24 protein-coding genes are annotated in these 22,515 nt (G+C 63.8%); all 24 read right to left on the reverse strand.

The annotated features are described in order from the left end of the window. Positions 1 to 27: 27 nt before the first annotated feature. Entirely contained in the window at positions 28 to 657 is a 630-nt protein-coding gene (traW, locus tag SM757_RS00535) for a type-F conjugative transfer system protein TraW (RefSeq protein WP_322464146.1), read from the reverse strand. A 3-nt stretch (positions 658 to 660) separates the two neighbouring features. Next, a complete protein-coding gene (locus SM757_RS00540; protein ID WP_157263897.1) occupies positions 661 to 900 on the reverse strand; it encodes a hypothetical protein in 240 nt (79 codons plus the stop codon). Between the two features lie 140 nt (positions 901 to 1,040). Further along, positions 1,041 to 1,625 carry a conjugative transfer signal peptidase TraF gene (traF, locus tag SM757_RS00545; RefSeq protein WP_322464147.1) on the reverse strand — a complete coding sequence of 195 codons (585 nt, stop codon included), beginning with the start codon at positions 1,623 to 1,625 and terminating at the stop codon, positions 1,041 to 1,043. Beyond that, the gene (locus SM757_RS00550; RefSeq protein WP_157263899.1) at positions 1,622 to 1,981 is read right to left on the reverse strand and encodes a hypothetical protein; all 360 of its coding nucleotides are present in this window, start codon (positions 1,979 to 1,981) and stop codon (positions 1,622 to 1,624) included. The genes traF and SM757_RS00550 overlap by 4 nt, the downstream gene beginning before the upstream one ends. Next, positions 1,978 to 4,587: a type IV secretion system protein TraC gene (traC, locus tag SM757_RS00555; protein ID WP_322464148.1), complete on the reverse strand. Its 2,610-nt coding sequence runs from the start codon at positions 4,585 to 4,587 to the stop codon at positions 1,978 to 1,980. The genes SM757_RS00550 and traC overlap by 4 nt, the downstream gene beginning before the upstream one ends. Positions 4,588 to 4,634: 47 nt before the next feature. Continuing rightward, entirely contained in the window at positions 4,635 to 5,387 is a 753-nt protein-coding gene (locus SM757_RS00560) for a TraV family lipoprotein (protein WP_322464149.1), read from the reverse strand. Next, positions 5,384 to 6,220, reverse strand: coding sequence for a DsbC family protein (locus SM757_RS00565; RefSeq protein ID WP_322464150.1), 837 nt, complete (start codon positions 6,218 to 6,220; stop codon positions 5,384 to 5,386). Before SM757_RS00565 ends, SM757_RS00560 begins: the two co-directional genes overlap by 4 nt. Beyond that, positions 6,207 to 7,586 (reverse strand): TraB/VirB10 family protein, encoded by a 1,380-nt coding sequence (locus tag SM757_RS00570; RefSeq protein WP_322464151.1) that lies wholly within the window; start codon positions 7,584 to 7,586, stop codon positions 6,207 to 6,209. The genes SM757_RS00565 and SM757_RS00570 overlap by 14 nt, the downstream gene beginning before the upstream one ends. A gap of 2 nt (positions 7,587 to 7,588) precedes the next feature. Beyond that, a complete protein-coding gene (locus tag SM757_RS00575) occupies positions 7,589 to 8,431 on the reverse strand; it encodes a type-F conjugative transfer system secretin TraK (RefSeq protein ID WP_322464152.1) in 843 nt (280 codons plus the stop codon). After that, complete coding sequence (traE, locus tag SM757_RS00580) at positions 8,376 to 8,987, reverse strand: type IV conjugative transfer system protein TraE (protein ID WP_322464153.1); 612 nt, start codon at positions 8,985 to 8,987, stop codon at positions 8,376 to 8,378. The genes SM757_RS00575 and traE overlap by 56 nt, the downstream gene beginning before the upstream one ends. Before the next feature lie 18 nt (positions 8,988 to 9,005). Then, positions 9,006 to 9,305, reverse strand: a complete 300-nt coding sequence (traL, locus tag SM757_RS00585; protein ID WP_157263913.1) for a type IV conjugative transfer system protein TraL — start codon at positions 9,303 to 9,305, stop codon at positions 9,006 to 9,008. A gap of 39 nt (positions 9,306 to 9,344) precedes the next feature. Next, complete coding sequence (locus SM757_RS00590) at positions 9,345 to 9,698, reverse strand: hypothetical protein (RefSeq protein WP_232539857.1); 354 nt, start codon at positions 9,696 to 9,698, stop codon at positions 9,345 to 9,347. A gap of 24 nt (positions 9,699 to 9,722) precedes the next feature. Continuing rightward, entirely contained in the window at positions 9,723 to 9,872 is a 150-nt protein-coding gene (locus tag SM757_RS00595; protein WP_322464154.1) for a hypothetical protein, read from the reverse strand. Between the two features lie 158 nt (positions 9,873 to 10,030). After that, positions 10,031 to 10,681, reverse strand: coding sequence for an OmpA family protein (locus SM757_RS00600; protein ID WP_322464155.1), 651 nt, complete (start codon positions 10,679 to 10,681; stop codon positions 10,031 to 10,033). After that, a complete protein-coding gene (locus SM757_RS00605) occupies positions 10,678 to 11,241 on the reverse strand; it encodes a lytic transglycosylase domain-containing protein (RefSeq protein ID WP_322464156.1) in 564 nt (187 codons plus the stop codon). Before SM757_RS00605 ends, SM757_RS00600 begins: the two co-directional genes overlap by 4 nt. Positions 11,242 to 11,261: 20 nt before the next feature. Then, positions 11,262 to 11,723, reverse strand: a complete 462-nt coding sequence (locus SM757_RS00610; RefSeq protein ID WP_322464157.1) for a hypothetical protein — start codon at positions 11,721 to 11,723, stop codon at positions 11,262 to 11,264. A gap of 183 nt (positions 11,724 to 11,906) precedes the next feature. Then, a complete protein-coding gene (locus SM757_RS00615) occupies positions 11,907 to 12,551 on the reverse strand; it encodes a DUF4400 domain-containing protein (protein WP_322464158.1) in 645 nt (214 codons plus the stop codon). A 12-nt stretch (positions 12,552 to 12,563) separates the two neighbouring features. Further along, the gene (gene traD, locus SM757_RS00620) at positions 12,564 to 14,456 is read right to left on the reverse strand and encodes a conjugative transfer system coupling protein TraD (protein WP_322464159.1); all 1,893 of its coding nucleotides are present in this window, start codon (positions 14,454 to 14,456) and stop codon (positions 12,564 to 12,566) included. Between the two features lie 18 nt (positions 14,457 to 14,474). Then, the gene (gene mobH / locus SM757_RS00625) at positions 14,475 to 16,523 is read right to left on the reverse strand and encodes a MobH family relaxase (protein WP_322464160.1); all 2,049 of its coding nucleotides are present in this window, start codon (positions 16,521 to 16,523) and stop codon (positions 14,475 to 14,477) included. Positions 16,524 to 16,799: 276 nt separating this feature from the next. Then, on the reverse strand, positions 16,800 to 17,867 hold the full coding sequence (locus SM757_RS00630; protein WP_322464161.1) for a FlhC family transcriptional regulator: 1,068 nt from the start codon (positions 17,865 to 17,867) through the stop codon (positions 16,800 to 16,802). Between the two features lie 38 nt (positions 17,868 to 17,905). Next, on the reverse strand, positions 17,906 to 18,214 hold the full coding sequence (locus SM757_RS00635; RefSeq protein WP_322464162.1) for a hypothetical protein: 309 nt from the start codon (positions 18,212 to 18,214) through the stop codon (positions 17,906 to 17,908). A 715-nt stretch (positions 18,215 to 18,929) separates the two neighbouring features. Beyond that, complete coding sequence (locus tag SM757_RS00640; RefSeq protein WP_322464163.1) at positions 18,930 to 19,775, reverse strand: helix-turn-helix domain-containing protein; 846 nt, start codon at positions 19,773 to 19,775, stop codon at positions 18,930 to 18,932. Between the two features lie 222 nt (positions 19,776 to 19,997). Continuing rightward, on the reverse strand, positions 19,998 to 21,086 hold the full coding sequence (locus tag SM757_RS00645) for a DUF932 domain-containing protein (RefSeq protein WP_322464164.1): 1,089 nt from the start codon (positions 21,084 to 21,086) through the stop codon (positions 19,998 to 20,000). A gap of 235 nt (positions 21,087 to 21,321) precedes the next feature. Then, positions 21,322 to 22,341: a DUF7146 domain-containing protein gene (locus tag SM757_RS00650; RefSeq protein ID WP_322464165.1), complete on the reverse strand. Its 1,020-nt coding sequence runs from the start codon at positions 22,339 to 22,341 to the stop codon at positions 21,322 to 21,324. Positions 22,342 to 22,515 lie beyond the last annotated feature (174 nt).

Consider the following 22,515-nt stretch of genomic DNA (forward strand, 5'->3'; position numbering starts at 1 on the left):
GCGATCTGATGAGCACGCGGATGCTGGTCACTGCGTCACCGCCACTTCGTCAATGCGAAGGCGCATGCCTTCCTGGGAAACGACAGCAGGCACGCCGGTGATGCCCAAACGCCTCGTCAACGTGCCGCGCTGGTCGAAATACAAGGGCATCTTCCAGGCGCGCATGAGCTCGATGTAGCTGCCGCCGACCAGGATGGGTTTGATCCGCCCGCGGTTCCTTGTGATGAGGTCTCGCGCGATCGCCTGCTGCGCCTTGTCGCGCCCGTCGAAAAAGAGAAGCTGCTTGGACAGCGGCACCACCTCCAACGGATTCTTGCGGGTGCCAGCCGGAAACAGAACACGCCCGTTTTGGTCGGTGATGTTGTGGTCCAGCGTGAACGTCGGATCGACATAGAAGGTGCGCGGGAAGCGGACTACCTTGATGCCCTCGACGGCCTGCGGATTCATGACCGACGCTGTTGCCCTCTCGCGCGCTTCCTGCTCCAGGCGGCGCAGCTCCCCGGTCTTCTCCTTGTCACGCAGCTTGGCAAGCAGCTGCTCCAGGAAGTGCGGCTCGGAGATCGGGTAGACCGGCCCGATGGTGCCCAGCGTGACCGCAAAGGCGGATGAGCAGCCGATGGCCGCGGCCAGGACACAGGCAGTGCGAAGCGTGGCCACGGTTCAGCCTCCAGTGCAGGCCACTGCAGAGCGCAACCGCAGCATGGCCAACTGATCACGCGTCGCCGCCGCGCGGATCATCGACATCAAGGTTGGATCCCCAGTGCCCGCGGCCATCGCACGCCGCAGCTCCAGCGTGCTGAGCTGCCGGCCGCATCGGGCTTGGAACGCCGACAGGTACGCTTCGGCGCCCTCGCGCGCCGGCGGAGCGACCTGGCTCAGGAGAGCCAGGTACTCGCTCATGGGAACGTCACCGCCGATCGGTGCAGCGCTTTGGGCGCCTGCGCATGCCGCAAAGGCGCAGAGCAGGCCTGCAGTGGCCGTGCGCGCGAAGGCAGGGGCTCGGCTGCGAACAATGGCACGGAGCATCACGGCGTCACCTCCTAGAAAATCGGCCGCACCTTGGCGATGACGGATCGGGCGTCCACCAACCCGCTGCTGCGGTATCGGCTGTCGAAGCTGTCCGCCGTGGTGCCCATGACGTAGAAATAGCCAGGCGGAATGACGGTGGGCGCTATCGGCTCCAGTGGCCGTCGGTCGAACGCATGGGTCTTGGCCGTGCCCACGAAGGCGCCATTGACAAACACGTCCCGGCCACGGACCGAAACGCGGTCCCCCGGCATCCCGGCAACCATCTTGAAGAAGGGTTGGTTGCGCAGACCCGGGTAGTCGGACTTGCCCGCCTCGCCGGTGAACGAGTAGACGACCAGGTCGCCACGGCTGATTGAACGCGACCCGTATTCGACGTACGCCACCCGGTAGGGGAGGCTGCCAGTCCAATTGAACAGCACAGGCAGCCATGGCGTGCTGTCGACGAAGAGCCGCACAAGCGCCATGGTCCAGACCAGCGCGACAAGCCCGCACACCACGCGATGCCTGCGGAACTCATACGCCAACAGGACGAAGCCGCGACGCCACCAGGCGACGAAGCCGACGGGACTGCGAAGCGCCGGGGCGCGTGCTCTCACTTTGCCGACTCCAGCTTTCGCACCAGCATCGGCGTGAGGTCAATCATGTTGGGAGCCAGGCCAGCCACCGCACTCTTGACGACAACCAGGCACCCGCAGGCCTGCGGCAACTCGTCAAGCGCCTCTGGCAGCTGGCGCGAGAACCGCGTGGCTTGCTGCATGGCCTGATCACGTTCCTGGTCCGTGGTGCTGCGGCTGAGCATCTGCGCGAACTGCGACTCCTTGCTCCGGTAGACGGCGCCCACGTCCACAACACCGATGAGCCGGGACGGCCTGACCACGAAACGGTCGTAAGCCAGCAGGCCCAGGGACATCACAGCCACCGAAATGGCCACGTGGATGACAGGCGCCCTCATACCCGGTGTCCTCGACGACGCAGCAGTTCGGTAATGGCCTCGTCGATCGAGTAGCCGGCACGCCGGAGTTCGTCCAGGGGAGCGTTGTCCTCAATTCGGTTGGAAAACAGCAGATGGCTATACGGATCGAGGATGATCCGCCCCACACCTTCTCCTACTGGAGACGAGACATAGCACTCGGCGAACACGCCAGGCTCTGTGCGCAGCGACTGGACAAGGCGCTTCTTCGCCTCGTCCATGGCGACCTTCCCAGACCGGGCCAGGAGCTCCACCGACTCGACCTTCTGCCGCAGCAGGAACATCCAGTCGCAGCAGGCCAAGGCGGCCTCCATCTGCTTACTGCCGAAATAGTCCTCGGCCGAGTGCGTCGCCGTGACAAGCGCGCCGCCGTACTTGCGTGCCCTGCGTGCCGCCTCCTCGACGACAGCAGCCTTGATCGGATCGTCCGCGCCGATCTCGCCAAGCTGTTGCTTCAACTCGTCGATGACGAGCAGCTTCTTGCGATCCCGAGTGAGATACATCATCCCGGTGATCTGATAGAGCAGCAGGATGTTGACGACCGCATGCAGTTCAGGGCGGCGCTTGAGCTCCTCGTTCTCGATGACGATGAAATCGTTTTCGAAGTCGACGTTGTTCTTCCCTTCGAAGAACCGTGCGTACTCGCCGTCCTTGCAGTAGGGCGTCAGCATGATGGCCAAGTCCCTGATGCGCTGGTCATCCTTGAGCTCGAGGTCGGCGATCGTGCCGCTCTTGCAGGCATCGCGAAGGCCGGTGATGGTCAGCTCGCGGCCGTACTCTCGGTAGAGCCGCAAGGTCAGAGTTCCGAGTGCCTTGATCTGCACCTCGCTCAGCGGGCTGCTCATCGAGCACATCTTGGCCAGCGCCGGCTTGAGCATGTCGATGTCTTCCTCGATGCCGCCTTCGGGCTGGCCATCGTCGCCGATGCCTGGCTCGGAGACGACGCTGAACGGATTGAGGTTGATGCGGGAATCAGGGCGGAACTCGATGTGGCGCCCTCCGGCCTTGTGGCACAGCTTCTCGAAACTGCGGCCCAGGTCACACATCCACACCTTGGCGCCTATGGCGCGATAGGACCATGCGAACTCGTTGAGCAGCGTTGACTTTCCCGAGCCTGGAGCGCCGATGACGCCCGCACTTGGGTTACCCAAGTCGTTGTCGTACAGGTCAAACGGCGTGAGCTGGCCGCGCCGTCCGCCAAGAATAAGAGTCGGTGTCCTTGTGCCCCTCCACTCGGCGAGCAGCGGTGCCAGGTGAACAGCGTTCGCATCCGTCTTGCGTGACACGCGCTTCATCTTGCGCATGTCGGCATGGAACTTCGGCGACAGCGTCATCGGAAGGCTCGCTATCAACGCCTGGCGATGTTGAAACGAGTCCGGATTGAGCTCGAACCCGCGGGCGCGCCAGATGGACTTGGCTGCCTCCTGGGCCTGGACGGCCTTTGACGGGTGAACGAAAAGGGCCAGCTCGTGGTAGAGGCTGACGAGGGTCCCGCCCATGTCGATGACCTCTGCCGCAGCGGACCAGTCACGCGCCTTCTTGTCGACGTCGGGCATGACGTTCGCAAGCTTGCTGCCTGCATTCTGGGTGGCGCGCATGTTGTTGGCGGTCACGGCCGTCCGCGTGCCGTTGGTGTCGAGGATGTGGACACCCATCGTGAGCAGGAACGGGCAGTTGTACTGCAGCGCTGGCTGCATTAGATCGCCGGCGAGAGCGCCCATCTGCCAAAGGAAGTAGCGTTCCGGGAAGCTCTTGATAGACAGGAAGCGAACTTCCAAGGGATCGCTTCCATCAGGCTTCCAGAGCTTCAGGCCGCTCACCTCCGGGTCCTGAATGGTGTCGTGATCAACTATCTGATCACGAATCTCCCGCCCAGGGTCGTAGTTCACCTCGGGTACCTCGGCGCTCGTGATGAGGTCTGGGTTCACGAACGGCCGGCACCAGTTGATCAAGTCCCTGGCATCACAGACGCGGTTGGGCAGCGACGCTGCGCGCAAAGTAGTCGCCAGCCCCTCGCGAACCGAGACGATCTCCTCGCGGCGTGCGGAGTTGTGCGCGTCGCCTTGCATGGTGACGCTCGCCATGAGCCGGAAATTGCGCAGGCAGTAGTGGAACCCGTTCGTGAGCGAATGGTGCGCTCCATCGGCGAGGAACTGGAAGCGCCGCCGCGCCATCGTGCGAAACAGGTTCTCGTTGCGGACCGGCCGGCCCCGCGCGCGCGCGTTCTCGGATTGGTCGTGGTCCTCCATGCGCATCGCCGCGTAGTCGCGCAGGATCGGGCGGACATGGGGCGAGCCGAACAGGCTGAACTGCACGCCCGTGCCGGCCGGAAGCGCGGCATAGAACGAGCGAAGCACGTCGACCATGCGTTCATCCGCGCCCGACTGGGGCATGACCTCCAGCAGGAAGCCGATCCCGTTCTTGTTCTCGAACAGCTGCTCGTGAGGGAAGTAGCTGTAGTAAGGGAGCCAGCTCGCAAACCTGTCGGCAGGAGAGTCGTTTTCGGTTTCGAGGCCGAGCAGGGTCCCCAGGCTCGGACTGCCGCGAAGGATTTGGGTCAGGAAGCCAAGACGGTTCGGGGAAAGCATTGCCGGAAGCTCCAGTTGCAGGACAGAGGACCAGGTACAGCGAAGGCTCAGTCGGACGGGCCAGGGGCCTGCTGCGGCCGCAGCGCGCGCAATGCGTCCTGCAGGCGACGCGCGTCTTCTTCGGGAGGCAGTAGCCGGGCTGCGGGCAGCCCCGCCGAGGACACCGGCGAAGCGTTCGCGCCACCGGCATTCGGCTGGGCGACTTGCGAGGCGGGATTGACAGCGCCAGCCGCCTGGGCGGACCGATTGCGCGCGCCGGCAGCTGAAGCGGTCGCTGTAGGGGCACGGGCTGGCGCGAACGGCTCCCGTGCCGAGCGCTGGGCCGCATCGAGCAGCCATCGACCGTTGTCGACCTGCACGTACACGACGCTTTCGCCATTGAGATCCCGCTCACCGTCTTCCCACGGCTTGATCCACAGGCGCAGCTGGCGCGGGGCAGAGCGCAGGGGCGTGATTTCGCCCGGACGTGATCCAGTCGGGGGAACTGCAGGCGCCACGGTCGGCATCATTGCGGCCGTCCTGGAAGGCGCCGTCGCTGGCAACGTCTGGGCAGGAGCGCTGCGGCGCTGCGTGTCAGCGGGAGCCTGTCCGGCCGGAGCCGACTGCTTGCGCTGCGCCGGCAGGTTGTCGTTGACGGCGTTGTAGTAGGTACCCGAGACGGAGTCGCACCGGACACCGGGGGGCGCCTTGCAGGCGTACTCCGACGTGCCGTCAAGCCCGGTGATGCTGCCGCAGCCGCTGGCAGCCACACCAGCGGCGCCGATCCAGAGAAGAGAACGAAACAGCCGCGGCGCGCTCATGGACGGGCCTCCACGGTTGCAGCGGGCCTGGCAGCCCTTGGTGATGCGGTTGCCGCCACGGCCTGGCGGCCACTGGCTGACGCAACGCGGGTCTCGATTTCCTCCTGGGGCGCGTAGCCTTCGGTACGAGAACCGTCCGCGTAGATCACGGTCGGGGTACCAGCCACGCCAAGGCTGCGTGCCAGACTCGCGTTGCGGTCCAGAGGCGACTCGCACTGGGCCGCCGCGGAGGCCAGGCTGCTGCGGTCGCCCTTGGTCATCCAGTCTTGCCACGCACGGCTGCGGTCCTGGGCACACAGGACCGCCTGGGGCAACTCGCGACCGAGGAACGGAACCACAAACGTGTAGATGGTGACGTCCTTCATTTGGGCCAGCTCGGGCTCCAAGCGGCGGCAGAACTGGCATGCGGGGTCGCTGAAGACGAACAGCGAGCGCTTGCCGTTGCCCTTCACCGTCTTGATGGCGTCACCAAGTGGCAGCTTGTCGATCGCAACGGCCGCCGCTGCAGGCTGGACCGCATCTGAGGGCGAGCCGACCGGCTGTGCTGCGGCGAGCTTCGGCCCGGTCAGGTCGGTCAGCGTCACGGTGTCGATGACCCGGCCGAAGATGAAGTACCGCGGATCTCTCTCGTTCACGAACGCCACGTTGGCGCCCATCCACACCTCGTACAGGCCTGGAACGACGCTCTGCTTCACCTCGGTGAACTTGGTGCCAGGGTGCGCCTGCTGGAGCTTGGCCATGAACCGCGTTTCAGCGGGGGTCGGTGCTGACCATGCCGCAGGCGCGCAAAGCGCAGCGGCCAGCAGCACGACGAAATGCTCATTCCTCTTCATCGCTTGCCATCCTCGTGTAGCGGTCAATCGGCTCCTCGTTCGCTGTTGCTCTTGTCGACGTTGGCTTGGCCCTGACAGGTGGCGCGTCAATGCGCACGCCCTTGGTGATGACGACATCGACCTCCCGGCCCGCGTCGACTTCAATAACGGGAAAAGTGTTCTCAGCGAGTCGGATGTAGTAGTCGGCGAGCCTTTCCATGGCGCGGCCGATGCCTGAGCCGACACCCGCTCGAAGGGCCTGAGATCCGGACGTCGTTCCCACCGCGCCCAAAGCGGAGGTGCTGTAGGTGGTGTTGGCGGACGCGAATCCCTGGCCGATGCCGCCGACGATCCCCGCACGCAGCGCGTTGGCCAGCATCTGCCCTTGCTTCGTCACGAGTCGGCCGCGGATTCCGTACTTGCCATCCTCCCCCATCACGTTCCCTTCGATCTTGACTTCGAGCACGCCGCCGTCGTCGCGGACGCAGGACAGGGACGCCGTCCTCACCATCGCGCGCTCCGAACTGATCTCCCCATACCCACCTGCGATGACGAAGCACTCCCGGTACTCGCCCCGGAAGCGGTTGGGAAGCACGGAGTTGTCGGAGAGGCGAATGAGGATCGGGTGCGGATTGCTCTGCGCCTGGCCGCCCGTGGGTGCATCCAGTCCGCTCAGCAAGTGCCCACGCGTGAAGCTGACCGGAAGGAAGTTGCTCAGGTTGTTCTGCGGTGCGGATGCCGCCGGCGCCGCGCTTGCCGCTGCCGCGGCGCTATCTGCAGCGTCCAGACCTCGCCCAACCGAAACCTTGACGACCGGCGGGACAAGAGGCTCGGGCGGCGCGGACGCCGTCGGCAACGCACCCCCAGGGCCGCCCACGGGCGCGCCTGGGGAGCCAGGCGGATAAACGCCGGGGGATGTCTGCGCAGGCGCAGCAGGCGCAGGCTGAGCAGCAGGTGCTGGCGCTGGGGGCACGGGCGCTGGCGCTGGCGCTGGCGCTGGAGAAATTGACGGCGAATTGCCGAACTTGGTTTCGAGTTCAGCCAGCCGCTTGGTCAGCCGTTCCTCGGCCTCATCCCTGCGCCGGTCCTTCTCCTTGAGCCGGTCATTTTCTGCTTCGAGCGCCGCGACCCGCCGGCCAGCACCGCCGGCCCAGGCCTCAGCATCGGTGACCTGCGACCCCGGCGTCATCACATCGAGGTTCGTGGGCTTGCTGTTGGCCGCGACCGCGTCGGGCGCCGGCGCGGGCCGTGTGGAGGAGCTGCTCGCGAAGACCAGCCACAAGCACCCGAAGCAAACGCCCGCGAGACCGCCCAGGGTCAGCCACTGCCTGGCCTTCGGAGACAGCGCATCGAAGCGACGTCTGGCCCAGTCCTTGAATTTGGCCATGCTCAGCTCCCGCGACGAATGACGTAGACGGCCGTGCTGTCGCCTGGACGCAGGTTGTGGTTCTCGACCGATACCGCGAGGACGTCATCGCCCTCGCGATCAAACTCCTGCTCAGCGAGCACCATGTCATTGCCGCTGACGTTGGTGAGGCGGTAACGCTCGCCGACATAGCCGCGGCGGGAGTACGTCCTCTCGAGGACGAACCGCGCTTCGACCCACAACGGAACTTCACGGTTGACGGACTGCATCTGCACGTCGTTGGGCAGCCGTGGCGCCGTCATGGCGACCAGCATCGCCTTGAGTCCCATTACGTGTGGCGCCTGTCTGCCAGTTGAACCACCTTCTGCCCGTTCGGTCGCCGCGGCCTGGGCCCCCTTGTCCCGCAGCACGATGGTTTCGGCGGGGACGTCGGAGCGGTGCAGCAGCAACGTGTACGTGCTGTACTTGGTCGAAATGAAAAGACTGATGGGCTTGCCAGCTGCCGGATCGCTTCCCTTGCCAGGAGGCCCGGAAAAGACGGGAACCGGCCGGACGTACACCTCGCCCTTGTCGGTATCGCACTCCAGAACCACCTCGCCGGCGGGATTCACTGCAGGCGCAGCGGCAGGCGCCCCCTGCGTCGCCGTCGGTGTGGCAGGGCCGCACGTGCTGGAGTAAATGTTCCCGAACACGACAGTGATCTGCGCACCGTCAACGCGGATACGGGTCGGATCCTTCGTCGAAACGATCGCCTCGACCCGGGCACCATCCGAGACGTCCTTCTCTTGCAGCGCCAGCGCGCTGCCGGCGCTACCGAGCAGCGGCACCAGAAACAACAGCGCCGAGAGCAGGCTGCGATTGGACATTTGCGACCTCTTTGAAAACACGAAGGTGAACCCGCCCGCCCTTGAGACGGAACTGCGCGCGAAAGGTGGCCATCCGCGGTTCGCTGACGTCCACGCCGTTGACCAGGCGACGAAGCCGGCCCGTCACGAGCACAAGCTGCTGCGCTTCATCCGTGTTGAACTGCTTGATCTCGAACGACGTTGCGGCGTTGTTTTTCCTCAGCCGCTGAGCTTCGAGTTCCATGGCGGTCTTGAACTCGCCATGCATGTCGGGCTCGACATACTTCAGCAGCGTCTCCTTCTTCCAGTCGATGCTGCTGGGCGACACGTCGAGCACGAGCCACGCGACGTACCCGGCCATCTGCTCCAGATACTCCTGGCTAGCTGACGAGCTGGTGACCCAGAAGGTACGGTTGTTGTCAGGGGGCTCCACGATGGTCCGCTCGCTGCCAATCAACTTCAGGATGATGAGCAGGCTCAGGATGAGCGCGAAACCGCAGACGACAAGCGCTGTGCCCAGCATGCGCTTGTCCTTCTTCAGCATGCGAACGTCGTCAGTACGGGCATTGGGGTCCATGGCGGGCCTCGCGCGCGATCAGCCGACCATGCGGCGAATGTGAGATGGAGGCGTGGCTCGCAGTGCCGTCAGCGGATTCGACGGCAAAGACCAATACGCCCAGTGCAGGAAGTAAGCAGGGTGCTTGTCGCTCTTGACGCGAGAGATCCAGCGGCTCACGTACAGGCCCAGCCCGGCCGCGATCACGAAGCCGAGCTTGGTGCCTGACATCCAGCCGAGGAAAAAGCCGAAGAGGGCAGGGACGGCGACGTCGACATCCCAAAGACCAATCTTCCACGCGTCGTCGAGCCGGCGCGGGATGTAGGCATCAGACTGCATCGCCATCTCCTCGTTGAAGTTGCCTGCCCGGTGCCGCGGTCAGATGGTGGCTCCCATGATGGCTCCCGCGATGGTCAATCCCACCGCGCCGAAGATCGCCAGTCCCAGATAGAAGAGCACCGGTGCAAAGTTGCGGAGTGCAGCAAGCGAGATCAGCGCGACCACGAAGCCGACGAAGCCGACAAGCGCCTTCACGCCTGGCGCCAGCGTCGCGAGTTGGGTGAGCGCGCTGACCATCGGTCCGGCGATGCCCGTGAACGCGATCAGGTCCAGCGCATGGCTGGGCATGGCCGCCAGCGCCAGCAGAAGCAGCAGAAGAAAGCTGGTGGCGGCGGCCTTCTTGTTCCTCTGCAGGATGGATGCCGAGATGGAAACCGGGGCGACGCTGTGCATGAGTGAACTCCAGTCAACAGGTGGTCAGGGCTTACGCACCGGGGACATGTCCGCCAGCGCGCGCTGCACGACGGCCTCTGGCCCAAGCTCCAGCGCTATGCGGATGCAGGCATCCGACAAGTAGCTGAGGTCTATGGCGGGGTCCGACGTGGATTTCTGAAGCTTCCGCAGCAAGGCGAAGGTTCCCCGCCGCACAAGGGTGGGTTTCCACCCCGGCCGCGGCCGGCGCCTGCCCGGAGATGCAGGGGATTCGGGCGCCAGAGCGCATTGCTGCGCGCGCGGCTCCGATTCCCCAGGAAGGAGCGAAGGCGGCTTGAGGACCGGGTGATCCATCACGCACCTTCACCCCAGAAACTGACTTCAACGCGCCTGTTCAGAGAACGGCCACTTTGGCTGTCGTTGGACGCGGTGAAGCAGCAGTTGCCCTGCGCGTCCACTTGGACGACACCTTGCAGCGCTGGCTGTAGCTTCAAGAGAAAGTCCCGAACGGCGGCGGCGCGCGCAAGTGCCAGAGCCTTGTTCACGGCTGCGCTGCCGGAGTTGTCTGTCCGCCCAGCGACCGTGATTCGACCGGCGGACCCATATCGAGAAAGGGCCGCCTTGAGCCGAGCTTTGGCGTCGGGCGTCAGACCGGACGATCCCAAGGCAAAGGTGACGACGACCTGCGCAGGGGGCACGGCCGCCGACACACCGGTCGGGCCGCGCGCTGCCATTGCGCTCGACGCGCCTTCGCCAACCGAGACCGCGCCTTCCTGGGCAATCGTCTTTGGCGTGACCTTGGGACATGCTGGTTCAACGCAGACGACAAACGTTGCGTCTGCACCGTATGCGACTTGAACCACTCTCTTGACCGGTACCGTCGAGAGTTGCGGCATCGTGAGAGCGTGTGCCGCGGGATGAACGCTCGCACATCCGGCAGTAAACAGCAGCGCGCCGGCGGCGAGGCAGGTGGTGGCCACTGTGAAAGTGGGCGCGGCGCTCACTGCGACACCTTCACGGACATGATGAACCTGGTCGCCGCGGCAGGGCCGGCAGAAGGCGAGGTGGCAGCCATGGACGCCGGAGTGCCCTTGCGAGAGCCCGGCTGGAGCTGGCTGGCCGCATTCACGCCGGGCATCCGACGGTACACGCGCCATGCGTAGCGGCTGCGGGCCGCGGTGCAATCAGCCCCTTTCAGCTGCGTGCATGCCGCGTTGTAGGCGCCCACGGCTTCCCACGTCGGGCCATAAGCCTTGATCTTCTCGGCGAGGATGGACGCGCCCACGTCGATGCTCACGCAGGGGTCGTAGAGCGACTTCTCGGTGATGCCCTTCGCGGCGAGGCGGGACAGGTTGCCGCTGTTGATCTGCATGAGACCGATGTCATAGGTCCCGGTGCGATTGCGATGCCCATTGTTGACCGCGTCAGGCCGCAGGTCGGACTCAGCGCTGGCGACCGCGTACAGCAGCGACGCGGGCACACCGTGGCGCTGTGCGGCCTCGTTCCAGCATGCTTGGCACGCAACAGGCAGAAGAGCCACCGCGAAGCCCAGGTGCTTGAGCAAGTTAGCGCGCTTCACGGTTCTCAGTTCCTGATGATGGCCGCGCTGCTGGTGCGGGCGACGACGTTGCGGCGGGCTTGGCTCAACACCTGCGTCTGCGCGTCGCCCATGGTCATCACGACGGCAACGCAGCCGGTGCAGATCTGGTCGAGGTTGAACATTGGGTGCGGAAAGCGGTTCCAGTCATCCCGATGCGCGGTCATCAACAGGTCAAATTGCGACTTCCATATATCGCAGGATCGGCGCGTCTTCTCCGGCTGCCGCAGCAGCAGCTCGGAGCGCAGATAGGTGATGAGTTGATGCTGCGAGACGTCAGAGGAGAAGGCCAACGTCACGCATGCCGCGAGCAAATCTGGTATCCGGAACTTGGGGCAGGTGTTACGCGGCGACTTCATCACCGAGTACAGCCACTCGTGCTCGCGCAGCCACAGACTGGTTTGCACAATGTCGGCTGCACGGTCGGCACCGTCGATCTGTTTAGGCATCGACCTACCTCGCGTTGCTGTTTGGGCCAGTTGCATCACCACCTGCCTAGAGGTTTTCAGCGCCCTGAGTCGCCGGTTCAAGACGTCAGGGTAGGCAGCGGCGTGCGCCGTGTCGACAAAAAATCCCGCCGAAAAATCGAAAGATCAGAGGGCTCGAAATTGCCCGTGACCTGGCATGCCGGGCTATTTGATGACGTGGTAGTTGGCGACGAACCTGCTGAACGCGAACAGGCTCAACAAACTGCTTGCCAGGAACACCATGGGGTGCACCTCCACCGGCATGACCAGCATGACCGCAGCCCCACAGCCGAGCGCGACGCCGCCTGCGGCGCTGATGCCCGCCGCTTCGGACGAGTGCGCCACGAACTGTCGTGTGCGCACCATGCGCAGCACCGACCCGTCGACGAATACAACCAGCATGAAGACGAAGACGACAGGCACGAATTCCAAGGCCAGGCTGAGCCGATAGATCACGAGGAGCAGCATGCCGTCGAGGGACCTCATGTAGTCGTTGCGCAGCAACTGGTCACCGACTTGGCCGAGGCGGCCGACCACCGCGGTGTCGATGTGAACGCTGCTGGCATTGGCTGCGGCCGGGCGCACGGGCGGCGCAATTGGTGTGGCCTTTTCAGAAGCGGCGTCTTGCATGTCGAGCATGCGAAGCATGACCCTGTCAGAAGCCTGCTGCGTGATGAAGCTGCGGTTGATCTGATGTTCCGCCTTGACGACCTGCAGGAAGCGCGCCGGAGGGACCATGGCCGGGATGGCCAGCACGGCGATGACCAGCGCCACCAAACCCGCGATGAGCACGGCCCGGACGATGTTCATGGTGAACTTCAGCTATGCAGCCTGGGCCAGCTCTTCAGTTTCGGGGTCGAGGATGGTGAAGCGGCCTTTGACCAGACGTGCTCCCACCATGCCGAAGTACTGCAGGTCAGGCAGCTTGCCCAGCATGTCGACCGGTACCCGGTCCTCCATCGACTCGCTAAGCTGGACGCTGCGGCCGGAGCTCCAATCACCAACGTGCGCGTCGGCGCCTTCGTTGAGGCCGACGCGCACCATGTGGATACCTGTCTTGCCGAACGTCTCGGCCACGAAGTCCTGAGTCGGCCGGTCCTTGGAACGCAGTGCAATGAGGTTGTTGAGGTTGCCGAGAGCCATGCGGGCCGCGTCGACAGAGCCCAGCCGCGCCGCCAGGTCACCGAGGGTCTGCATGGCGCAGATGGTGTTGATGCCACCCTCAGCGCCCTTGTTCAAGATCTCGATGAGCGGCCGGTTGATGACGTTGGCCATCTCGTCGACCACCAGGGTGAGCCTGGCCTTGATGCCGAGGTTGTAGCGCATGCCTGCGCGTGCCGCCAGATCGGCTATCGCCAGTGCGGCGATCGCGGACGCCACGGCCGGGTCGGGAAGGGAATCGGTGCAGAGCACCAGGACGTGGCCGCCGCGCTCGATCTTCTCGAAGTTCATGATGGGACGCTTGTCGTCCAGGTCGAACGGGTCGGGGGACAGCGTTCGACCGAGGTCGCCTGACGTGAGCATCGACAGCACCGGCAGCAGGTTCGCGGTGATCTTCTGGTAGTGCTCCCTGTTGTGCCGGAACACGCGGATCATGGAGTCGATAACCTTCTCGCGCTGGGGCTCCGGGATGCGCTGCTCGTAGTAGATGACGTAGGCCAGCAGCTGCGGCGTCGTGACGTCGGAGGGCCGCTTGATCTGACCCTTGCTCGCTGCGCCCACGAGCTCGCGCATGTCCTGCGCCTCTCGCCAGTTGGCGGCAAGGTGTTCGTCGTAGAACCGAGCGAGGGCTGCCTCCAGCAGGGACTCGATGCCGCCCTCGATGTAGCGGGTGAGCTTCATCAGGTTGGGACGGTCCTCGATGTAGACGACGCCCTGGACCACGACGTTGACGGCGTCCCACGAAAACGCTGCGAAGGCGCCACCGGTATCCACCGGCATGATGGACTGCAGCCGCGAAGCCACCTCGGTAGGCTTTTGCCAGTTGAAGAGGAAGTCGAGCCGTACGCCACGCTCCGGAAAGGCGGGATGGCACTCGATGTAGGTGTCGGGTTCCCGGTAATCGGCGCACGCGCGGCGCACCACGCGTTTGAGTCGCTCCGAATTCTTCGGATCGATGAAGACGACGATGTCGCCGCGGCGGATGGCTTGCGTCAGGAACGTAGACAGCGCGACACCCTTGCCCGACTGTGTTGTACCGACCAGCAGCAGCCCGCCGATGAAGTTTTGCAGCGGCCGGTACAACGGCCGCTCCTGCAGCTCGACACCGTGGATGTAGGGCACGCCAATCTCGCCGTCGGGCTGAGGCTTGACGGTGTAGCCGAGGGCGCGAAGCAGCAGCGGCGAAACGTAGTAGTCCTTGTAGTTGATTTTGGACAGCTCGTAGAGCCGCTGCGAATGCACCGGCAGCCATTCAAAGCCGAAGCCGAGGAACACCTGTTCCGGGTCGCTGGTGAAGGACGCAAGCCGCCGGGTGGTGATCACCTGCATTGCGCGACCCGACAAGGACGCGCGCTTCACCAGGATGTCGAGGCTCTGGTGGGCACGGAGCATCGCCATGGCCATCGCGGCCATGGCCAGCGGCATCGCCGCGTCGGCACGCAGATTCCCTTTGACGCCGATGTAGGTAAAGACCGCCATGCCAGCAAACCACGCCCACGCAGCCCACATCTCGTAGGCAGGCCGCCATGGCATCTCGAACTTGCGTGCGAACATCTTTGCGGCTCCCTGCGCTCATTCGACCGTGAAATCGGCTGGGTCCAAGCCCTTGATGAATGCCGGCTTGAGAACGACGCCAAGCTCCATCTCCCCGGCGAACTCGTGCTTCTCCGTGACAGCGCGCCCATCGGTTCGGGTCGCCACCATGGCGTTCTCGGCAAGCTCCCGAAGCGCCACCGGCGCCTCCACCCGTTGCGAGCGAAGGAAGCTCAGCGGCACGAACACACCGGCTGGGATGGTCATGGCGGACGCCGCGCGGGGTTCGCCGTTGAGCGACTCGACAGCCAGCACCAGCGCGTCGCGGACCTTGCGGTTCAGGCGCATCGGGGCCTGCAGGGCAAACGCAGTTGGCGGCGGTGGTGCAGGGGGAGCTACGGGCTGGCCCGGTGCTGGCGCTGGCGCAGCCGAGGCGCTGTCGCCCGCAGGGGCCGGTTCGGCGTCAGGCGGCTGGGCCGCGGGCACGCCGGGCATGGCCGCGGTAGGCATCTGCGGCAGAGGTCCACCAACAGGCATTGGCGCCGCGGTATCTGCAGGTTCAGCCTGAGGCTCAGGGTTGGAGGCTGTCGCCTGCATTGGTGCAGGCCCTATGCCCGGCAGCCAAAGCTGGGGGTCCGGTGCGATTGCGGGGACAGCCTCCGGCGCCACCGCACCTGTCTGGCAAGGACTCTGCGCCGGCGACGCGCCAGGCGGCGCAGCGGGTGAGGCCAGTGTGACAGGACAGGCAGCCCCAGATTGCGACTGCTGCGGCGAGGCCGACGCAGCTTTGGACTGCATGACCGAAACAGCCGGTGCAGAAGGGTGGACTGCTGGTGCCGGCTGGGCCACGGGCACGCTTGCGGGCCGGCTTCCCTGCGGGATGGGTGCCTGAGTGGTGCTCACGCTTGGGCGCTGGCCTGGCGATGCGTGCGTGGAGCTCGTGGCAAGGGAGGCTGCTGCTGTAGCCGTCCGTTGCGCAGTAGCCGCAGCTGCGGCCGCAGCAACCGGCGCTGGGGCGGGTTGCACCAAAGGCGAAGTCAAGGCGCGCGGCCCCTGAGCGTGCACCGGCAGCAGGATTTCCGGCGTGGTGAGCTTGAGCGCCTGTAGAGGCTGGCCACCGGTAGGAGGTGTGATGGTCCATAGCGGCTGATCGAGGGCAAACGGCTCTACAACGGATGACGCCAGCAAGACCTCCTGCACCTCCTGCGCCGTTTTTGGCATGCCGGGGGTCTCGTCGTCTTCAAAGACCTTGCGAATTTCATTGGCGGCGTTGGGCCACACCAGGAACAGCCCCTCACGGCCGAGCCAGACGCGCGATCGATCGCCGTTGGGCACCCATGCCTGATGGGAAACCACAAGCCGTCGCATCACGTCCAGGACATAGCGCTCAACGTGGGTGCCCAGAACAGGCCGGCCACTGCGGCTGGCGCAGACGATGAGATCCCGGTCGACGACGAGGGCTGCGGAACGCCGCACTATCTCGGCCATCATGTTGGGCTCCCTGAGTAGGGGACTGCCTGACAGAGTCGAGATCAGCTGCGGCACGACAACGCTGTTGCCTGAGGCGAGGTGCTGCAGCACCGCGGGCGGCACGACCTGAGACAACGCGCAAAGTCCCAGCGCCGGAAATTCCTGTGCATTGACCGGCCACCGCACGAAGTACCGCGCCTGGCTTCGATCCGCCAACCATTGCGACAGCGGTTTGAGATAGGCAGGCCACTCCTCACCTTGCTCGTCGGTGACGACGACGTGGCTCAACGTGCGATGCATTTCAGCGCACAGGCCGGCGAGGAACGTGGCATGGCGCCAGCGCGGCTCGAGCTGCTGACGGGTCGAGATGGTGGAACGGCCGGACACGATGTGGCCGTCCGTTGCTTGGAGCGCGACGAATCCAACTTCGAGCCCCAAGCGCAGCAGGCCGCCTGGCTCACAGAAGTAGTTGTCAGGAGTCGCCGGGAGCGATCCGACGTAGGCCGCATACGCCCGTGCGGGGGTGAGAAGGTCGGCGACGAAGGTGGCGCGGTCGCAGCCGTAGCAGAGCTTCAGCCGCCCGAGCAGTTCAGCGTGTGGAGCAAGCAACTCGTCCACAGAACGGACATGCAAGGCACTGCCACCGCCGGGCGGTGCTGCAGGAGAAGCAGGCTCGATAGGTGGCTCTACACGGACGGCCTGTGCTGGCGCCCGGGCGGAGGGCCATGGAAAGGGCATTCGCGCAAGGAGCTCGCGTATCGGCATGTCGGTGCCTGGTAATTGCGGCACCGATCATCGGCAGCAGGGCTGTGACGGTCCACGAAAAATCCCGCCGTTTTTGCCCAACTTGAGCCGAGGTCTCTAGGACCCGTAATCCCGATGAAAGCTGCTTGCTCAGCGCCGCTTGAGGCCAAAGACTTCTGGGCGGCGAGCGACTTGGCAAAACGGACAGTGAGCCGGCTCGGGTTCCAGAAGGCTCACCAGATGCCGCGATTGACAACTTGGGCACTCCACGAGTTCCAACCTGCGCTGCGCACCCCAAAGGCCGTCCAGGGCCGCTATGACATTGAAAGCCTTGTCAAACCGAAGACGCGTAGGCGTGGGGCCCGGCAACGAAGAGATATGCCGAAATGCGGCCACGAACGCCTGCCCAACGGCACATCCGCCATCCGAGACGCGGCGGTACGTGCAAGCCAGGGCGGCAAACACGGCACGGTCTAAAGTTTTGACTTGCAGACTCCAGCGCTCAAGAGGCAGTTCCTTGCCAAGGCCCGTTCGCGCGTCGCAGCAAGCACCGTCGCTGTCGGCCAAAGCGCCGGTCAGGATCTGGACGTGCCGCTGGCTGGCGCCCAGGCGCTCCAACTCATCCTGCATTCGTATTGCCTGTATGCGCTGCTCCAGGACAGAGGCGACACCGCTCTGCATGCTGAGGTTTCTGCGATCCGCGACCACCGGCTCAAGGAACGGCAATGCCAGGGTCTTGGTCGCATGAGGTTCGCAGAAAGGACACCACGCGGTCGGCACGTCGGGGTTGCTTACCAAGTGCGGGCTTGCGCAACCACCGCACGGACGCAGGAACAGTGAGCGCCTTGGCGCTGCCCACAAGCCACTCAAGCAGGAAACGACGAAAAATGCCTGGTCAAATGTGAACGTGGGCTTGAGGCAGCCAGCGCAGTAGTGCCGGTATGCACCAATGAGCGCCAGCGCGGGTAAGACTTGCTGCTCGACCAGGAATTCGTAGTTGCCGGCAAACGTGCAGATTTCCGCCTTGACGGACGGCGCGGCGCCGTGGAAGAACTCTTCGCTGTATGGCGGCCTCCCACGCGGGATTTCGAGGTTTGCTTCGGCTGTCAGACGCAAGACCGCCTTGTTGCTCAATCCCGTCAGCCATCGTGTGGTACGCGGTCTAGCACCAAGCTGCAGGCACTCCTTTGCGGTTTCCAAGGTCGTGAGCCTGCACATGGCGCTTGCTCTCAGAAGCGTAAGACTTTGAGAGGGACTTACAAGGCAGGTTCAGCAGCAACAGCAGGCTCTTGTCGTTGCGCAGACAACATGATTCCGAGGACAGTTGTAGGAACTTCAAGCAATCCGGTGAGATCGCGGCGCGGTTGGAAAAGAAGTTCATTGCCGGCTGCATGGACAAGCGCGAGGACGCCCTCAGGCCCCATGGTGCACAACTGCTGCAAGTCTGATGCACTGAGTTTGAACCGTGTGATGGCATCCGCCATGTTGGCAAGCGCGGCATCTCGTACAAGGCACAGGATCGTGAAATTGACCTGCTCGACATCACTCAATACTCGTTCAGTCACGGTGCACCTCCGGTCTGCCTTTACAGGCGGTAGAACAACCTGGACGGGTTGTTCCAAGTCGACCGGCTTTCGCTGCACGTCACCGGTCGAGGGCGGCAGTGCTTGAACTTCTGTAGCCAACTACAAACGTGCAAGCGCTGACCTAAAGTCGCTTGATCATTCCCTGCAAATTTTTAGGATTGTCTAGGGGTCAACTGCCTACCGATAGCGTTTGAGCTGTTCTCCGTCTTGTCGAGCAGCACGGCTATATCGACACACGGTCTGAAAAGATTTTGCTCACCGACCTTGTGAACCAAGTCCAGGAGACTTTGCGGGGGCATGGTTCCGATGCGCTGAAGAGCATCGCGGGGGACTCCAAACCGGACAATGGCCTCGGCGATGTCTGCACGTGCCATGTCTCTCATGCACATGAGGCTGTAGAGATTCAGCCTCTTGATGTCCGTCATCACATCCATGTTGACTTTCCGGTCTGCCAGGGCGGTGGGATGCGGCCGATTCGATGTCGAACTGCTACATCGGGTCGACTTTCGCCGTTCGTCGTCAACCTGAAGCAAAGCGTAGGGACCAGCAACATTAGACGCCACCACTCATTCAAGTGGTGCAACTTTACATTTGCGAATTTCGAAAACTAGAATTCGCTAGACGAAAGTTTGTCAGCTAGACAGCAGTTTTACGGGGCAAAATTGGAGTGCTGACGGCCAACGCGCCTTGTTCCTCAGCTTTGGCCACGCGCTGCTGTTCTCAACCCTAATTCAAGTGCGCTGCACAGGTGCAGCATGCGCGGCGGCTTGTCGTAGAGCTGGACGTGGTAGTTGCTAACGACAGCGGCAAGGGCTCGCTCTTGTTCGCTGTCTGCCTCGCTTGGAGTCGTGAGTACGATGATGGGTGTGGCAACGCCGCGACTGCGTACCTCATCAAGCACGGCTCTCAACTCTGTTGGCAGGGCCGCTTCATCAAGCACAAACCCGTCGAAATTCGTCGTTTGCATCGCATGGTGAAGGTCTTGCGCACCTTGATGAACGGTTGGATCAAGACCCCGCGCACGCAGAGCTTGCACGGCAGCAGAGCAGAAGGCCGCGTCACGCGACACGATGGCAATATGGGGCAGCGAACTGGCCTCATACACGATACGGCGAACCTCGTTAGTAGCGCGGTCGCCGGCCTCGGTTGACGGCACGACGATCCAGTGGTCAGACTCGCCTCGATATGCAACGAAGAGGCCCAGTCGGGGTGACTCCGAAGATGAGGGACCAGGCCAGATGCAACATGGTATTTGCATTCCGCCAATGCACACCGTGGCAGGATGACCGGCATCATCAACCAGGGCTCCAAGGAGCGGGAACAGAGGCTCCTTGAAGAACGCTGCCAGCTTGACCACTTCGGCAACTTCAAGCCCTGTTTCTCCCGTCATGCGGCGCCGTGCAGCGCCATACGAGATTCCTGTCGCCTTTTCCAGCGTGTTGACGCGCTGGCGTTCTGGAATACCGTGCCTGTCAAGCAAAGCTACCAGGGCGTCCGTCTTAAAACTGCTGAGATTCTCGGGCCTGGTACTGCGTTCCATGAGTGGTTCTGATTGAAAAGTGGTGAAGGTGCTCGAATCGGGCACGGAGTGTAGGCGGGCCGTACCTGTGCACAAAGCCGGTGTTGTGCCTTCCGGCATCCGGATGTTCAACACGCATGAATGTGTTTTCATCCGGTAAAAAGAAAAGGGCATCACCCTGTGGAGGTGATGCCCTGTTGGTTGGCTTACGAGCTACTGACTTGGTTAGGCCGGTCAGGCCGGTCAGGCCGCAACGGCCAGCGGGAGCGGCCGGACCTTGGCCATCAATGCCTCCCAATCGGAGGCCTTCTGGTCAATGAGCTTGCCGCCCAGCGCCTCCAGCTCGGTCGACCGGTCGTAGTCGTCGACGTCCTGGGCGAACGCCGTGACAGCATTGACCAGGCCGTAGCCGGAGAGGTCCCCGCCGCTGATGAGGTGGCGCAGAACGCCAGTGCGCTCCTGCTCGTTGAGCAGGTAGCGAACACCCAGGTTCTCCACCGTCTTGACGGGATCGGCGCCGAGCTGGATGCCCAGCGTGCGCCGCATCTTCTCCGCGGCCAGCGTGAACGTGGCCTCCGACACGGCGCTCTGCACCACGTCGCGGACCTTCAGGAAGAAGGCCTTGTCCTCGGCCTCCAGCGTATCGTCCTTGAACAAAGTGATCTCGTTCTCGGACGCTTCGGCAGTACGGCCGACATGCGACTTACGCATCGCCGCATCGGGCAGGATCATCCCGTTGCTGCACACGAGCCGGTAGATCAAGGGTTGGACCGAGAGCGTTCCCTGGCCGACCTCGCTGTTGCTGATGACAACGCCCGCCTGGACGATGTCGCCACGCCGGATCTCGTACTCGACATTGGGCGTGATGACCTTGAGGTACATCCGCACCGGCGTGAGCTCGCAGGACTCGATGCGCGCGCCAGGCAGTTCCCTGAGCATCGGCAGCACGTGTTCCATCAAGTCGTAGTTGTCCAGCCGGCGATACCGGTCCGACAAGTAGGCGCGAGCCTGCCCGTCGAGCGTGCGCACCATGCGCTGTTCGGGCTCGTTCTTGAGCCACGTGTTCACGTTGCGGTCCAGCAGCTCAGGCTGCGTGGCGCGCATGCGCTCGAAGTAACCGAAGGGAATCTTCAGCTTGTCTGCAAGTTGCCGACGGAACAACTCCGTCGCTTTGTAGCTCTGCACGCCATCGGGAGCAGTGATGGCGATGCTGGTCTCACCGCCCTGGGTCTGATGATCCATCAATACCGTGGGGACGATCATGTCGCGCTTGCTGGCGAGTTGGCGCTGCAGTTCCTCGGCGAGCTGCAGAAGAGTACGTCCGTTCTTCATTTGGAACTCCAAAGAAAAACGGGGACGGCATCCCCCTCGGGGAGCGCGTCCCCGCGGGGTTGGACCAGGCGCATTGGCGCACCTGGCGGGTGTAGGGCGTGTGTGCCCTGTGCGTAGAGGCTACCTTTGCCGCAGAAGCGGCCTGGTATGGCAGCTACCAGTTGAGACACTTCTTCACCGGGCCCGCATGGACAGGCCCGCTGAAGAAGAGGCGGCTATCGCCACCCCTCCAAGCTTATGCCGCCTGGCGCAGGCTCGCAACCTTCGCGAACCAGACGTTGGCCCAATCGGTCCCACTGCGCCGCGGGATGAAGACTTGCACTTCGCGGGACAAGCCCTTGTCGTGCAGGCGTTTCGACTCGCGCGTCAGCCGTCGTGCGAGCACGTAGGCGCTCGCCTGTCCCTCGAAGCCGCCGTCTGCGTCGTTGTCGCCGTAGATGCAGATCCGGCGAACCGTGTCCGGAATCCAAATGCGCTCCAGGTTCCCGCAGTTGAGCGCGGCCCAGACAGGCTTGCCGGTGGCCAGCTGCACGGCAAGGCCGTTCTCGACTCCTTCGGTAATGCCGAGCTCGTCGGTTGGCTCCTGCAGCCGTACTGCTGCTCCCTCGATGCCGCTGGACAGCAGCTTCTTGGACTCTTCGCCCAAGGCTTTGGCACCGTCGCTGAGGTAGGTTCGGTGCAGCGTGATGCCGTGTCCGTCAGGGCCTTGAACACAACCCAGCATGGCCGGGTAGGTGGCGACCTTCACGGACTTCCCGCTGCCTTCCTTCCTGTAGTACCCCAATTCGGGATGGAAGCGCAGCGTGCGCGGGTAGTGCTCCAGCATCAGGCCACGATTGCGCAGATACCGGTCCACCTCGTCCCCGGCGGAGATGGGGCGTGCCTCGTGCCAAATCCGCTGGCACAGCTGCTTCATCCGCTGCGCGGACGGGCCGCTGTGCCCGACCGGCTTCGATGGCAGACGTCCGACCTGCTGCTCGATGCGTTCGAGCACCTCGCCAAACCTCAATCCAAGGATGTGCTGAGCGAGCTTGAACCCGCCGCCGGCGCCGCAGGAGCGGCAGTAGTAGTTCCCTTCCTGGAACTTGTCCGTGTACTGGAACCTGTCGGTGCCGCCGCACATGGGGCACGGCTGGTTCTTGCGGTTCAGGATCTTCGGATCGACCCCCAGGGCGACCAAGATCCCCGTCCAGTGGCCGTGGGCTCTCGCCTTCACTTCACGGACTCGCGCTTCGAAATCATCTTGATTGCTCATCTCGGGCTCCGTAAGGCTTGATGGATGAAAAGCGCGAGCCGGCCGCGTGCAACTGCTCCTGGGAGCAGCACAACGCGGATCAAGTGCGCTTCGTTGGTGACGCCCGCAGCGGGGCGTCGTAGGCATGCGGTCGGTTGGGTGTGCCGCCGCATGAGCTGGACGTCTTCCTCGCAA

The sequence above is a fragment of the Azohydromonas lata genome (genome assembly GCF_034427735.1).
GTDB lineage: Bacteria > Pseudomonadota > Gammaproteobacteria > Burkholderiales > Burkholderiaceae_C > Azohydromonas > Azohydromonas lata.